The organism is Bradyrhizobium sp. (assembly GCF_049691595.1).
Taxonomy (GTDB): domain Bacteria; phylum Pseudomonadota; class Alphaproteobacteria; order Rhizobiales; family Xanthobacteraceae; genus Bradyrhizobium.
Map to the genome: position 1 here is coordinate 1 of NZ_JBAVNZ010000174.1, position 13,925 is coordinate 13,925.

Annotated in this window: 14 protein-coding genes; 10 read left to right on the forward strand and 4 right to left on the reverse strand. The window is 63.5% G+C overall.

The window, feature by feature from the left end; translation table 11 throughout:
• The 10 genes from WCE35_RS07790 to mtnK form a co-directional block, all read left to right on the forward strand.
• Positions 1–499, forward strand: a 499-nt coding sequence (locus tag WCE35_RS07790; RefSeq protein WP_424592770.1) for an HAD-IA family hydrolase, incomplete at its 5' end; no start/stop codon positions are given.
• A complete protein-coding gene (locus WCE35_RS07795; RefSeq protein ID WP_424592771.1) occupies positions 499–2,082 on the forward strand; it encodes an FGGY-family carbohydrate kinase in 1,584 nt (527 codons plus the stop codon). The genes WCE35_RS07790 and WCE35_RS07795, both read left to right, overlap by 1 nt.
• A gap of 26 nt (positions 2,083–2,108) precedes the next feature.
• Positions 2,109–3,062 (forward strand): carbohydrate kinase family protein, encoded by a 954-nt coding sequence (locus tag WCE35_RS07800; protein WP_424592798.1) that lies wholly within the window; start codon positions 2,109–2,111, stop codon positions 3,060–3,062.
• Between the two features lie 285 nt (positions 3,063–3,347).
• Positions 3,348–4,349, forward strand: coding sequence for an autoinducer 2 ABC transporter substrate-binding protein (locus WCE35_RS07805; RefSeq protein WP_424592772.1), 1,002 nt, complete (start codon positions 3,348–3,350; stop codon positions 4,347–4,349).
• Positions 4,350–4,464: 115 nt separating this feature from the next.
• Positions 4,465–5,949, forward strand: coding sequence for a sugar ABC transporter ATP-binding protein (locus WCE35_RS07810; protein ID WP_424592773.1), 1,485 nt, complete (start codon positions 4,465–4,467; stop codon positions 5,947–5,949).
• Positions 5,942–6,946 carry an ABC transporter permease gene (locus WCE35_RS07815; RefSeq protein ID WP_424592774.1) on the forward strand — a complete coding sequence of 335 codons (1,005 nt, stop codon included), beginning with the start codon at positions 5,942–5,944 and terminating at the stop codon, positions 6,944–6,946. Before WCE35_RS07810 ends, WCE35_RS07815 begins: the two co-directional genes overlap by 8 nt.
• Positions 6,943–7,950, forward strand: coding sequence for an ABC transporter permease (locus WCE35_RS07820; RefSeq protein ID WP_424592775.1), 1,008 nt, complete (start codon positions 6,943–6,945; stop codon positions 7,948–7,950). Before WCE35_RS07815 ends, WCE35_RS07820 begins: the two co-directional genes overlap by 4 nt.
• A gap of 6 nt (positions 7,951–7,956) precedes the next feature.
• Positions 7,957–9,378 carry an FGGY-family carbohydrate kinase gene (locus WCE35_RS07825; RefSeq protein WP_424592776.1) on the forward strand — a complete coding sequence of 474 codons (1,422 nt, stop codon included), beginning with the start codon at positions 7,957–7,959 and terminating at the stop codon, positions 9,376–9,378.
• A complete protein-coding gene (locus tag WCE35_RS07830; RefSeq protein ID WP_424592777.1) occupies positions 9,375–10,088 on the forward strand; it encodes a class II aldolase/adducin family protein in 714 nt (237 codons plus the stop codon). Before WCE35_RS07825 ends, WCE35_RS07830 begins: the two co-directional genes overlap by 4 nt.
• On the forward strand, positions 10,088–11,398 hold the full coding sequence (gene mtnK / locus WCE35_RS07835; RefSeq protein ID WP_424592778.1) for an S-methyl-5-thioribose kinase: 1,311 nt from the start codon (positions 10,088–10,090) through the stop codon (positions 11,396–11,398). The genes WCE35_RS07830 and mtnK overlap by 1 nt, the downstream gene beginning before the upstream one ends.
• Positions 11,399–11,452: 54 nt before the next feature.
• On the opposite strand, the gene mog is transcribed toward mtnK, so the two are convergent.
• From mog to narI, 4 genes are read right to left on the reverse strand one after another with little or no spacing between them, the layout of a single operon-like run.
• The gene (gene mog, locus WCE35_RS07840) at positions 11,453–12,025 is read right to left on the reverse strand and encodes a molybdopterin adenylyltransferase (protein ID WP_424592779.1); all 573 of its coding nucleotides are present in this window, start codon (positions 12,023–12,025) and stop codon (positions 11,453–11,455) included.
• Positions 12,022–12,360, reverse strand: coding sequence for a hypothetical protein (locus WCE35_RS07845; RefSeq protein ID WP_424592780.1), 339 nt, complete (start codon positions 12,358–12,360; stop codon positions 12,022–12,024). The genes mog and WCE35_RS07845 overlap by 4 nt, the downstream gene beginning before the upstream one ends.
• A 10-nt stretch (positions 12,361–12,370) precedes the next feature.
• Positions 12,371–13,195 (reverse strand): peptidylprolyl isomerase, encoded by an 825-nt coding sequence (locus WCE35_RS07850; RefSeq protein ID WP_424592781.1) that lies wholly within the window; start codon positions 13,193–13,195, stop codon positions 12,371–12,373.
• Positions 13,196–13,198: 3 nt separating this feature from the next.
• A complete protein-coding gene (gene narI, locus WCE35_RS07855) occupies positions 13,199–13,915 on the reverse strand; it encodes a respiratory nitrate reductase subunit gamma (protein WP_424592782.1) in 717 nt (238 codons plus the stop codon).
• Between the last annotated feature and the right edge of the window lie 10 nt (positions 13,916–13,925).

A 13,925-nucleotide genomic window follows, 5' to 3' on the forward strand; every position in this document is an offset into this window, starting at 1 on the left:
CATGCGCGAAAGGCTCTACGACCGGTTTCGACGACAACTGAAGCCGATCCCCCATGTCGCCGACACGCTCGACGCGCTCGATATTCCGTTCTGCGTCGCATCGTCGAGCCAACCCGAGCGCATTCGCCTGTCGCTCGACATAGCCGGCTTGAAACAACGCTTCGACGCCAATATTTTCAGCGCTACAATGGTTGCGAACGGCAAGCCCGCGCCCGATCTCTTCCTGCACGCGGCGCGGGCCTTGAATGTTGAACCAGGGGATTGCGTCGTGATCGAGGACAGCCCGGCCGGAATCGCGGCCGCACAAGCCGCTGGAATGACGGCGTTCGCCTTTGTCGGCGGCAGCCATGCGGAGGGCGCCAGGCTGCGCGCGACATTGGCGCCACTGGCGCCGGCCGCTATCTTCGATGATATGCGGGAGCTTGCCTCGCTGATTGATGGGTTGTCGGACGGACCGCGGGGAAATGAAACCTCGATCGACCTGCGGGGGCGTTCGTGATGGATCGGCTGGTTGCGGCGGTGGACGTCGGGACGGGCAGCGCGCGTGCCGGCATCCTTGGCGCCGATGGAAGACTGCTCGGTCGTCATGAACAGCCGATCGCGATGAACCGGCCGGCCAGCGATTTTGCCGAGCACGATTCCGAGCAGATCTGGAATGCGGTCTGCGCCGCCATGCGTGGCGCGCTGAAAGCCGCATCCGCCGATCCGGCGAGCATTGCCGGAATCAGTTTCGATGCCACTTGCTCCCTCGTCGTCCGCGACCGCCTCGGACGGCCGCTCCCGGTTTCGCCGGGCGGCGAAGCCCGATGGGACACCATCGTATGGCTCGATCATCGCGCGCTCGCGGAAGCCGACGAATGCACGCGCTCGGGCCATGCCGTACTCGATTTCATCGGCGGGGTGATGTCGCCGGAGATGGAGACGCCGAAGCTGATGTGGCTGAAGCGCCATATGCCCGCGACATGGCAGGCAGCCGGCCATTTCTTCGATCTTGCGGACTTCCTGACCTGGAAGGCTTCGGGTTCACGCGAAAGGTCGCAATGCACGCTCACCTGCAAATGGGCCTTCCTCGGCCATTTGGAGCAAGGCTGGCGCCGGGATTTCTTTGCGGCTGTCGGCATTTCCGACATGATCGATCGTGGCCAACTGCCGGAACGTGCGAGCCCGATCGGCAAGGATCTCGGCGCGCTGACCCAACAAGCCGCGCGCGAACTCGGGTTGACCACCTCCTGCCGCGTCGGCGTCGGCGTGATCGACGCCCATGCGGGGACCGTCGCAGTGTTGGGCGGGCTCGCCGGCGACCGGTCGGGGATTGAGCGCCACCTCAGCCTGATCGGGGGAACGTCGAGTTGCGTGATGTCGCTTTCGCCGACCGAGCGGCCGACTCCCGGCATCTGGGGTCCCTATTTTGGCGTCGTGCTTCCGGGCTTGTGGGTCAATGAGGGCGGTCAGTCCGTAACCGGCGCGCTGCTCGACCATGTCATTCGCAACCATGGCGCCGGCGGAGAACCCGATGCCGCGATGCATGCACGCGTGATTGCGCGAGTCCAGCAGCTTCGCATGGCAGAGGGGCTCGATTTTGCCGATCGTCTGCATGTTCTTCCGGACTTTCACGGCAACCGCTCGCCGCTCGGCGACCCGCACGCGCGGGGCGTCATCAGCGGCCTCACCCTCGATGCCTCGTTCGACGGTCTCTGCAAGCTCTACTGGCGAACGTCGGTCGCGATCGCTCTCGGCATTCGCCACATCCTCGATGCCCTGAACGAACGCGGCTTTACGATCGATACGCTTCACGTCAGCGGCGGCCACGTGAAAAATCCATTGCTCATGGAGCTCTATGCTGATGCGACCGGCTGTGCGCTCGAAGTGCCCCTGGCCGAGGACACCATGCTGCTCGGCACGGCGATGGTTGCCGCGACGGCGGCCGGGCTATATCCCGACCTGATGCAAGCCTGCGCTGCGATGCAACGCGGCAGTCGCAAAAGTTACGCGAACCCGGACGCGCGCATGCGATTCGATCGCGATTATCGCGTGTTTCTCAAAATGCACGAGCAACGTCGCGCGCTCGAGGCCCTGCCGTGAAATCCCCGCAACCGCGCATCTTTTCGATGGGGGAAGCGCTGGTCGATCTGCTTCCGGTCGACGACGGATTGCTAAGACCGGTACCCGGCGGCTCGTGCTACAATGTCGCACTTGCCCTCGCCCGCTTCGAAGCACCCGTTGCCTTTGTCGGCCGTCTTTCGAACGACGAGCCGGGACAGCTGATGTTCGACGCGCTGGCGCGCCTTGGCGTCGACGTCGCGCTGGTCGGGCGCGATCCGCGTCCGAGCCCATTGTCGTTCATCGAACGGGGGACCGCGGGCGGCCAGGCACGCTACAATATCTATCTCGCGGAAACCGCCCACGCGCCACCCGATCTTGCCGGTGACTGGCTGGCGAAGGCCGGGCATCTCCACGTCTCGTCCTTCTCGGCGATCTGCGGCGTATGGGGCGAGGCTGTGGCGGCGGCCCTGCGTGAAGCAGAGGGGCGGATTTCCTGCAGCTTCGATATCAATATCCGAGCACGGCTGTTGCCGCCGCGCGCAAAAGCCGCTGCGCTTGTCGAAGAGAGAGTTGCTCTCGTCTCCGTGGTAAAGGCAAGCGAGGAGGATCTCGCATGGTTGTACCCCGGCCAAACGCCTGAGGCGGTCGGGCTGCGATGGGCGCAGGACGGTCGCATCGTGCTTCTGACGCGCGGAGCCGCCGGAGCCGCGGCCTTTCACAATGGCGCCCTTGTCGCCTGCCCGGCTCCAAAGATCGATGTCGTCGATACGATCGGCGCCGGGGACGCCTTTTTGGCGGCGTTTTTGGCGCAGATGCATTCAGAAGGCGTTTTGGATCGCGGCGCCATCGCGACATTGGACCGTGAACGCCTGCATGCGGCGCTGCGCTTCGCCACCATCGCGGGCGCGCTCACTTGCACGCGCGCCGGCGCAATGGCGCCGACACCAGACCAAATCCGGGCGCTTGACGGCGTAACTGGATCCTTCGTCCAATCATCCGTTGTGCGATCATCTCATTGACCTTGAGCCAAGGGAGCGGCGACACGCCACATCGACAAGCGTCGATTGAAAATACTGAATATGCTGGCGATTTTCCGCGCTCCCTCAGCGGTGCGGTGCGTGCCGGGCAACCAGAATGCCGGTTGCTTGACTCCTTCCGGCGCATTGGTCTCTAATCTCGAAGCAAGGTTTCTGCTCTGCTAGCGCGAAAATGTTCTGCCGAAAATCAAAATGGAAACCGATAGCTCGCCCGGCATGTGCCGGGTCAAGCGAACGGCGCCCAAAGTGGCTTCCTGGGAGGGAACAATGGATAGACGCGAAACGCTCAAACTGATTGGTAGCGCCGCTGCGATGGCCGGTGCCGGCTTTCCGGGCCTCGCTCTCGCGCAGGCCAAGCCGGAGATGGTCACGGTCGTGAAGATCGCGGGCATTCCCTGGTTCAACGCCCTTGAAAAGGGGATCCTGAAAGGCGCGAAGGATTTCAGCATCAATGCCACGATGGTTGGCCCGGCCAACGTCGATCCGGCACAGCAGGTCAAGCTGCTTGAAGACCTGATTGCCAAGAAGGTCAACGTGATCGGCCTGGTGCCGCTCGACGTGAAGGTGTGCGAGCCGGTGCTCAAGCGCGCCCAGGCAGCCGGCATCAAGGTCATCACGCATGAAGGGCCGGAACAGGAGGGTCGCGACTGGAACGTCGAATTGATCGACTCCGTTCGCTTCGGCGAAGTGCAGATGGAGCGGCTGGCGAAGGATCTCGGTGGCGAGGGCGAATACGTGGTTTATGTCGGGACGTTGACGACACCGCTTCACAACAAGTGGGCGGACGCCGCGATCGCCTATCAGCAGAAGAATTTCCCGAAGATGAAACTCGTCGCCGACCGTTTCCCCGGCGCCGACGAGATCGACACCAGCCAGCGCACGACGCTTGACGTGATCAAGGCCTATCCGAACCTGCGCGGCATTCTCGGCTTCGGCTCGAACGGGCCGATCGGCGCCGGCAACGCGGTGCGTCAGCAACGCCTCGCCAAGAAGATCGCCGTGGTGGGCACCGTGCTGCCGAGCCAGGCGAAAACGCTGATCGCGGACGATATCATCCGCGAGGGTTTTCTGTGGAACCCTACCGATGCAGGTTACGCGATGGTCGCGGTCGCCAAGCTCGTGCTCGACGGCAAGCCGATCACGGATGGCGTCGAGGTTCCCGGCCTCGGCAAGGCTGCGGTCGATGTCGCCGGCAAGCAGATCAAGGTCGACAAGATCATGCGGATCAACAAGGAGACCATCGACGGGCTGATCGCCGGAGGGCTCTAGGATCACACCCAGCCCGAGCCGCCTCCTCAAGCCGCATGCCTGAGCTTCCTGGTCAGGCATGCGGCGCGGATCGCAGCGATTGCTCGACACTACGGTCCCATCGCAGGACGAACCCTTGGCGACTTTCCTGGAGATGTCCGGCATTTCGAAGCGTTTCGGCGGCGTGCATGCGCTTCGCGACGTCGATCTGACGCTGGAGGTCGGCGAGGTGCATTGCCTTGTCGGGGAAAACGGCTCCGGCAAGTCGACGCTGATCAAGATCATTTCCGGCGTCGAGACGCCGGAACGCGGCGGTCGGATCGCCATTTCCGGCAGGGAATACCCAAAACTGAACCCGGTCCGCTCCACGCATTGCGGTATTCAGGTTATCTACCAGGATCTTTCGCTGTTCCCCAACCTCAATGTCGCCGAGAACATCGCGATCGGACACCATCTCGGCGGCTTCCGCGCGGTTGACCGGCCCGCGATGCGCGCGACTGCCATGGCCGCGATGGCAAAGGTTGGTGTTGAACTCGATCCGGAAGCGAAGGTCTCCGATCTCAGCATCGCCGGACGCCAGCTCGTGGCGATCTGCCGTGCGCTCGCAGCCGATGCCAGGCTCCTGATCATGGATGAGCCGACGGCGTCGCTGACCCGCCACGAAGTCGATGCCCTGATCAAGCTCGTCAGCGAGCTGAAACGCGCCGGCATCTGCATCGTATTCGTGAGCCACCGGCTGGACGAGGTGCTTGAGATCGCCGAGCGCGTGACGGTGCTGCGGGACGGCGCGAAGGTCGGCACCTTCGCCGCGGAGACGATCGACGGCCGCAAACTCAGCCACCTGATGACAGGGAAGGCTTTCGACTATCAGGTGCAGGCGCGCGATCTCGCCGCAAGCCCGGTTGTGCTCGAAGTCGAGGGCCTTGGCCGGGAAGGCGATTATCACGATGTGAGCTTTCAATTGCGCGCCGGAGAGGTCGTGGGCCTCACGGGATTGCTGGGTTCGGGACGAACCGAGCTCGCATTGTCGCTGTTCGGCATGAATCCGCCCGATCGAGGCACGATCGCGCTCGAGGGCCGACGGATCGCGCTGAACACAAATGCGGAGGCGATTCAACTGGGCATCGCCTATGTTTCCGAGGACAGGCTTACGCTTGGTCTCATCCTGGATCAGTCGATCACGGCGAACATCATGCTGACCATGCTGGAGCGCCTCGCCGGCGCATTCGGGCTGATCGGCGCGCGCGCGCGGCAAGCCCATGTTGCGCGATGGATCGCTGAGCTCGGAATCAAGGTCTCGAATCCCGAAAACCCGGTGAAAACGCTCTCCGGCGGCAATCAGCAGCGGGTGGTTCTCGCCAAATGGATGGCGACAAACCCGCGTGTGCTGATCCTCGACAGCCCGACGGTCGGCGTCGACATCAGCGCAAAGGACGGGATTTACGAGATCATCCAGCGGCTGGCCCGCGAGGGCGTCGCGGTGCTGATGATTTCTGACGAAATACCCGAGGTGCTTTATCACAGCCATCGCGTGCTGGTGATGCGCGAGGGCCGTTTGACCGTTGACGTGCCGGCCGAAAACACCTCCGAAGATGCGCTTCGACGGGCGATCAATGCCTGAATCGCTGCTCGCTTCATTCGGAAGGTTTCGGCGCAGCCATGAATTCTGGTTGCTGATCGTCATCCTTGTGCTCTGCGCTGGCCTCGGCGTGGCGAGCGCCCAGTTCCTGACGGTGCAGAACCTTTTTGACCTGCTGACATCCTATGCGTTCGTGGGCATTCTCGCGCTCGGACTGCTCGTGGTGCTGATCGCCGGCGGTATCGACATCTCCTTCACCGCGACGGCATCGGTGGCACAATACGTGGCGCTTGCCGTGGCGAACGCCTATGGCGCGAACTGGGTCAGCGTCTTTGCCATCGCGGTCGGTATCGGCGGCGCGCTTGGCGCCGTCAACGCGACCCTGATCCAGAAACTTAGAATTCCGTCGATCATCGTCTCGGTCGCAACCCTCAATGTCTTCTATGGGCTGCTGATTTTCTTCACCGGCGGCAAATACATCTATTCGTTGCCCGATTGGTTCGCGACGGGGATATTCTGGTTCGAGTTCGAATGGGGAAAGGATTCCTCCTACGGAATCAACCTGCAGATTCTCGCGCTCGCGGCCTGCTTTCTCGTCACCTGGCTGCTGCTCAACCGCACCAATATCGGTCGGCAGATCTACGCCTTGGGCGGCAATGCCGATGCCGCGCAGCGGCTCGGCTTCCACATTTTCGGCCTCAACATGCTGGTCTATTGCTATATGGGCGTCATGGCGGGCATCGCCTCGCTTGTTCAGGCGCAGCTCGCACAGTCGGTCGCGCCGACCGTGCTGGTGGGCAAGGAGCTTGATGTGGTCGCAGCCGTCGTGCTCGGCGGCGCCAGCCTGATGGGTGGCGTCGGCACCGTTCTGGGCACGTTTCTGGGCCTCGCATTGCTCGCCATATTGCAAAATGGGCTCATTCTGCTCGGCGTTTCCTCCTATTGGTCGCCGCTTTTTGTCGGGCTCGTCATTCTCGTCTCGGTTTCAGTGACGGCCTGGTCGCAGCGCAAGCGGCGGGCCCGGGGGGCGCGCCCATGAGCGAGGCGCCCGTCCTCTCCCTTCATGCACGGATCGCCCGTCTGGTCGGCAGCGGCCCGATTGCCACACTCACCCTGCTGCTGCTGGCACTCTGGGCGGTGTTTTCGATTGCGATCGGCGATCGGTTCTTCTCCGTCAACACCCTGCAATCCATGGCCTTCCAGATGCCGGAACTTGGCATCCTCTCGCTTGCGATGATGCTGGCCCTGCTGTCTGGCGGGCTCAACCTTTCGATCATCGCCACCGCCAACCTGGCCGGATTGACCATCGCCTTCGTGCTGGCGCGCTATGTTCCGGGCAGCGAGGGCATGGCCTGGGTCGGCTGGCAGGTGCTGGCGATCGCATCGGGGTTTGCCGTTGCTGCGTCGGTCGGCCTCGTCAACGGGTTCGTCATCGCCTATCTCGGCGTTTCACCGATCCTGGCAACGCTCGGCACCATGACTCTCTGCAAGGGCCTCGCGATCGGCCTGACCCGTGGCAATGTCATCTCCGGATTTCCGGATCCCATCGTTTTCATTGGCAATGGAACCGTTTTCGGCGTGCCCTTTGCGCTGATCGTGCTTGCGCTTTGTGCCTTGCCGGTCGCGATCATGCTGAACGCGACGCCGTTCGGGGCCAAGGTCTACATGATCGGATCAAACGAGAAGGCGACCCGCTACTCCGGCGTTGATACCCGCGCCATCCTTCTCAGGCTCTATGTGCTCTCGAGCCTGCTCGCCGCGGTCGCAGCCGTGGTGATGCTGGCACGGTTCAATTCGGCCAACGCCGCCTATGGTGAGAGCTATCTGCTCGTCACCATTCTGGCGGCGGTTCTCGGCGGCGTCGATCCCTTTGGCGGCTTCGGCAAGGTCGGCGGGCTGATGCTGGCGCTGGTCATCCTGCAGGTGATCTCGTCGGCCTTCAACCTGCTCAATCTCAGCCAGTTTCTCACGCTGGCGATCTGGGGTGGAATCCTGATCGCCGTCGCCGCGGTTCCTCATCTGCGCGGCAAGGCGGTATGGTAGACAGCGATGACGCAGCCCGCAGAACCTGCCCGGATCGCAGTTCTCGACATTGGCAAGACCAATCTGAAACTGCTGGTGGCGAGCGAAGACGGCTGGCCGCTTGAAACGCAGTCGATCCCCAATGAAGCGAGCATTTCAGGCCCCTACCTTGCCTATGATCTGGCCGGGCTGGAGCAATGGTTCCTCGACGCTCTCGCCAAAGTATCGCAACGCCATTCGATCGGCGCGGTGATTGCGGCGGCGCATGGATGCGGCGCCGTTCTCGTCGATGAGGACAAGCCCGTCCTGCCGATGATGGACTATGAGGCGGTCTGTCCGCCTGCGATCGATGAAGCCTATGCCCGCATGGCGCCCGCGTATCGCGAGGTGTTTTGCAGTATCGGCACCGGCGCAATGCGGCTCGCCAAGCAATTGCTCTGGCAGCAAAGCGCTTTTCCCGCCGAATTTGCCCGCGCAAAAAGCTATCTGACCACGGCGCAATTTTTCGCCATGCGGCTCGGCGGCCGTGCGGCAAGTGAAATCTCGCAGCTCGCAGCCCAGGGCCATATCTGGGATTCGGCCCGCCATCAACCTTCGTCCGTCATGCGTGAACGCGGCTGGGCCCGGCTTCTGCCGCAACGCGCCCCCGCCGGGGCAATGCTGGGTAGGGTTTCGGAAGCGGTGGTCAAGCGCACCGGCCTTGCGCGATCGACCGAAGTTCTCTGTGGCGTGCATGATTCGAGCGCCAACCTGTTCCGCTACAAGGCCGCCGGCATGGCCGATGCCTCGATCCTGTCAACCGGCACCTGGATGATTGGCTTTCAGCGCGACTTCGACCCGGGCAAGCTCGACGCAACCCGCGCGATGGTGCTCAATATCGATGTCGATGGCGAGAACGTGCCCTCGACGTTGACCATGACCGGCCGCGAATACCACCTGATCTGCCGGGAAGGAGGTGCGAGCGATGCCGATGTCCTTGCCGCGTTGCCGAGCCTTGTCGCACGCGGGACCCTGGCGCTGCCATCCTTTGTCGGGGACGACGGCTTGTTCCCCGGTGCCGCTCATCGCGGGCGGATCATCGGTCCCGCGCCCGAGACTCCCGCCGAATGGCAGGCGCTGGCGGTCCTCTACGCGGCGTTCAGCGCAAACCGCTGCCTGGACGTGCTTGACAGCTCGAAACGCGTCATCATCGACGGCGGCTTTGCCGCCAATTTGCCCTTCGCGCGCGCTCTTGCGGCCTTGCGGCCGTCCCAGGGCGTCTCGGTGAGCCAATCTCGCGACGGAACGGCGCTCGGCGCGGCGTTGCTCTGGCGGAGATTCGCGCGCACGCTTCCGGTTTCGAGCGTGGCGCTTGAAGCCGTCACGCCACTCGACGAGGCCGGGCTGGATCGCCCCGCCCTTTCCGCCGCCTATCGATCCTGGATCGCCATTTCGGAGCAAGCACCATGACAGACGGTAACCATGCCGATCTTCGCCACGGCATTGTCGATACCTGCCGGGAGATGAACCGAAACGGCCTCAACCAGGGTACATCCGGCAATCTCTCGCACCGGATTCCCGGCGGCATGCTGATCACGCCGACCAGCCTGCCCTACGAGCACATGCAGGCGGAGGATATCGTGGCGATGGATTTTGCCGCGAATTACCAGGGCAACCGTCGCCCTTCGTCCGAATGGCGCTTTCATCGCGACATTCTGAAGGCGCGGGACGACGTGAACGTCGTGCTCCACGCCCACTCCACCTTCAGCACAACCCTCGCGGTGCACGAGCGCGCCATCCCCTGCTTTCACTACATGGTCGCGGTTGCGGGTGGCAACGATATCCGTTGCGCGCCCTATGCCTGTTTTGGCACACAGGCGCTATCGGACCACGCCGTCAGGGCGCTTGAGGGCCGCAATGCCTGCTTGCTCGGCCATCACGGCCTGATCGTGACGGCGCAGACATTTGAAAAGGCCCTCTGGCTTGCGGTGGAGGTGGAAACGCTTGCGAAGATGTATGTTCACGCGCTGGCGATCGGCGAGCCGCCGCGCCTCAGCGAGGCCGAGATGGCGCAGGTGCATGAGCAGATCAAACGCATGGGCTATGGCCAGGCGCCCGATCTTGACGGCGTCGGCGATGTGCCGCGCGCGATAGTTGCGTCGAAACAGGCAACGCATTGATGACGGATCTGCCGACCGTTGGCCGCTTCGTCGGCGGCACTGGCTACGCGCCGCTCGTCGCGGCAAGCCTGCGCGCCCTGGTCTCCGGAGTTCCGGCATGCCTTGAACTTTTGACGGGTGATCCGGCCGATTGGGAGATCCGGGAGGTCGGCGACGGCAATCTCAACCTCGTCTTCATCGTAACCTCCGGCGTGGCCGGCGTGGTCGTGAAGCAGGCGCTGCCTTATGTGCGCCTCGTCGGCGAGAGCTGGCCGCTGCCGCTCGATCGCGCGCATTTTGAACACGAGGCGCTGAAGACCCAGGCAGCTCTTGTGCCGATGCATGTCCCGAAACTGTATCACTTCGAAGCCGAACAGGCCGCCATCCTGATGGCCTATCTTTCGCCGCACATCATCTTGCGCAAAGGCTTGATCCGGCGGGTGAAGTATCCCCGGCTGGCAGATCATCTGTCGACCTTCCTGGCCGAAATGCTGTTCCGCACGTCCGATCTCGCCATGGCGGCCGATGCCAAGAAGGCCGCGCAGGCGCTGCTATGCCACAACACGGCGCTGTGCAAGATCAGCGAAGACCTGATCTTCACCGACCCCTATCGAGCAGCTCCCCTCAATCGCTGGACCTCGCCCGAGCTTGACGGGCTCGCGGCCACGTTTCGCGCCGATGCCGCGCTGAAGGTCGCGGTGCAGGAGCTCAAATGGGCGTTCCTGACGCGTGGCGAAGCGATGCTGCACGGCGATCTCCACACCGGTTCGGTGATGGTGACGGAAGCCGACACGCGCGTCATCGACCCCGAATTCGCGTTCTTCGGTCCGATCGGCTTTGATGTCGGCGCGGTTCTCGCCAATCTCATGCTCAGCTATCTCGCGCAGACCGGCCACCCCGGCGAAGCGGACGCGATTGCCGCCTACCGATGCTGGCTGCTCGACACCATCGAGGCGGTCTGGACCGGGTTCGAGACCAAGTTCCTCGCGCTCTGGCGCAAATCCGCGACCGGTGACGCATTTGTGGCCGAACTTTTTACCGATCCGGCCGGCATCGAGGCGCTCGAGACCTATCGGCGGGCTACCATGGCGCGGATCTTGGCGGACAGCGTCGGCTTTGCCGGCGCGAAGATGGTACGCCGCATTCTCGGTCTCGCGCATGTCGAGGATCTTGAATCGATCGCGAATCCGAAAATCCGATCCGCCTGTGAAACGAAGGCCCTGCACCTTGCACGCAATCTGATGCTCGATCGCGCCGCGATTGGCGATGTCAGGCGGCTACGCGCGCGGATCGAGGCCGCCGACGTGGCGACGCAATCCCCGACGGCTTGATGCCGCATGACACCGGCGATCGCTGCGACCGGCTCGGCGCCGCCGGGCGAAAGCTCATGCGCCAGGGCGGAATGCGTCACAGACCTCGGGGTTCACCACAATTGGACGGGCGCCTATCAGATCGAGACAATATGGAATCGCCGGGAAGACGGCGTTCAGACAGACATCGATCGCCGCCGGACGTCCCGGCAGATTGACGATCAGGCAACGTCCGCGCGTTCCGGCGGTCTGGCGCGAGAGAATGGCGGTCGGCACCTGCTCCAGGCTGACGCGGCGCATCAACTCACCAAACCCTTCCAATTCCCGCGTGATCACCATCCGCGTTCCCTCCGGCGTCAAATCACGCGGCGACGGCCCGGTGCCGCCCGTGGTCAGGACGAGATCGCAGTCTTCCCCGTCCGACATTTCCACCAGTGCCTTTGCGACGCTGTCGATTCCGTCAGGAACGATCTTCATCACTGCGAGCCAGTTCGATTGGACTGTCTTGTTCAAAAACCTGTTGATCGCCTTGCCGCTCTCGTCGTCATATTCGCCGCGGCTGGCGCGGTCGGAGATCACGAGAATGCCGACCCTGACAAGACCACGCGGCTCCGCCCGAGCGTCGTCCTGGTTGCGCTCGCGATTCAAGAGCAGCCTCCGTTGCCTGCGCAGGTGCAACCCTCATGCGCGGGCGCCGGCGGTGCCTGGTCCTGCCTCAGCGACCACCTGACCATGTAGATCAGGCATTCGATCCCGGGATCGGCGGCGCGCTCGATCACATTCATCAGCCCGAGCCAGTCCTCGCTCACGGCAAGACCGGAAAAACGCCGCACCGCGCCGGCCGCGTATTCGCCTGTCGTCTCGCCATAGCGGCCGGCGGCTTCGCCGACCCGGCCAAACAGCACGATGTCGTTGCAGGCGAGCAGCGCCTCGTTGGCGGGAGCTTCCTCGCTGAAGCCGCGGATGATCTCGCCAAGCTGCATGGCGCCTCTCCTATTGCACGAGCGGCGACGCTGAAGCCGCCAGCGTGATGCCGGTGATTTCGGCGCGGCAGGCCAGGACCGAGACATACTGCGCCAGCGCGCGATGCTGGACGCCGGTCGCGAGGTAATCGGCGATGCGCTCGCGGGCGAGTTCGAAGGGAAGCACCTGTCCGGGCGCATGGTGGTCGAGCCGGACCACGTGAAAGCCATAGCGCGTTTCCGCAATCGCGAATTCGCCGGGCCGCATGCGTTGCAGCGCAGCCTCGAATTCGCGCACGGTCTGACCGCGCGTCAACTGGCCGAGGCGGCCGCCATTCTCCGCCGAGGTCTTGCAGTCGGACTGGCTGCGCGCGAGTTCGGCGAACAGACCGGGATCATCCCGGGCGGCCGACAGGATCCTATCGGCTGTCGCCCGCGCCCTGGTCCGCGCGGTCATATCGCTACGCGGAGCCGCGATCAGGATATGGGCGGCCTCGTAGAGATCGCCACAGCGGAACCGCTCGCGGTTCTGTTGGTAGAACCGCAGACACGCGGCCTCGTCGGGCGCGGGCGTGACGACTTCGCGCTCGATCAACACCCGCATCGCCGCTTCTTCCGGCGTCTCGGAGCGTCCTTCCGGATCGCGCAACGGCTCGGCTTCGATGCCGAGCCGCCTCGACTCCTGCAACAGCAGTTCGCGCACCACCAGCGCCCGCGCCGCGGCGTGCCAGGCGAGGACCGGCTTTTCCGCCGGATGGTTCTGCACCTCGCGGGCAATGACTTCGCGCGCAATCACCGCGCCGTTGACGCTGATGGTCTTCGGTTTCGGCAGCGCGTTGGTGACCGAGCAATCCATGATCTACTCCGCAGGCTGAAGCGGACGGGCCGCACGACCGTCCCGGCTGCGCACCACCTGATAGCCGCGGCGGCCGAGATACCAGACCGGCGCGCTCCAGACGTGAACCAGCCGGGTAAACGGGAACACCAGGAAGATCGTCATGCCCAGCACCAGATGCGCCTTGAAGATCGGATGCACATCCAGAATGTCAGCGGCGATGCCGGGCTGCAGCGTCAGGATGCCTTGGGCCCAACCCATGAACTTCACCATTTCATGCCCGTCGAGATGACCCAGTGATACCGGAATCGTCGCGAGTCCCAGCAGCAATTGCGCGAACAGGATGAGCAGGATCGCGGTGTCGCCGAACGAGGAGTTGACGCGGATGCGCCGATCGAACAGCCGCCGATGCGTCAGCAGGAAAATTCCGACCAGGCACATCAGGCCGGCAATGCCGCCGGCGACGATCGCGAGCATCTGCTTGAAGCTGTGCGAGACACCCAGCATGTCGAACACCCAGATCGGCGTCAGCAGGCCGACGATATGGCCGAGGAAGATGAAGAGGATGCCGATATGGAACAGGTTGGAGCCCCACATCAACTGCCGACGCCGCAACAACTGGCTCGATCCGGTTCGCCAAGTGTATTGCTCGCGATCGAAGCGGAACAGGCTGCCAAACAGGAACACCGTCAGGCAGAGGTAGGGATACCAGCCGAACACGATTGAATTCAGCGTTTGCATGACGTCGCTC

What these genes read in the sequence shown, in the direction of transcription:
- WCE35_RS07795 (WP_424592771.1), top strand. Translation starts at nt 499, where the DNA reads ATGGATCGGCTGGTTGCGGCGGTGGACGTCGGGACGGGCAGCGCGCGT.
- WCE35_RS07800 (WP_424592798.1), top strand. Translation starts at nt 2,109, where the DNA reads ATGGGGGAAGCGCTGGTCGATCTGCTTCCGGTCGACGACGGATTGCTA.
- WCE35_RS07805 (WP_424592772.1), top strand. Translation starts at nt 3,348, where the DNA reads ATGGATAGACGCGAAACGCTCAAACTGATTGGTAGCGCCGCTGCGATG.
- WCE35_RS07815 (WP_424592774.1), top strand. Translation starts at nt 5,942, where the DNA reads ATGCCTGAATCGCTGCTCGCTTCATTCGGAAGGTTTCGGCGCAGCCAT.
- WCE35_RS07820 (WP_424592775.1), top strand. Translation starts at nt 6,943, where the DNA reads ATGAGCGAGGCGCCCGTCCTCTCCCTTCATGCACGGATCGCCCGTCTG.
- WCE35_RS07825 (WP_424592776.1), top strand. Translation starts at nt 7,957, where the DNA reads ATGACGCAGCCCGCAGAACCTGCCCGGATCGCAGTTCTCGACATTGGC.
- WCE35_RS07830 (WP_424592777.1), top strand. Translation starts at nt 9,375, where the DNA reads ATGACAGACGGTAACCATGCCGATCTTCGCCACGGCATTGTCGATACC.
- mtnK (WP_424592778.1), top strand. Translation starts at nt 10,088, where the DNA reads ATGACGGATCTGCCGACCGTTGGCCGCTTCGTCGGCGGCACTGGCTAC.
- WCE35_RS07845 (WP_424592780.1), bottom strand. Translation starts at nt 12,360, where the DNA reads ATGCAGCTTGGCGAGATCATCCGCGGCTTCAGCGAGGAAGCTCCCGCC.
- WCE35_RS07850 (WP_424592781.1), bottom strand. Translation starts at nt 13,195, where the DNA reads ATGGATTGCTCGGTCACCAACGCGCTGCCGAAACCGAAGACCATCAGC.
- narI (WP_424592782.1), bottom strand. Translation starts at nt 13,915, where the DNA reads ATGCAAACGCTGAATTCAATCGTGTTCGGCTGGTATCCCTACCTCTGC.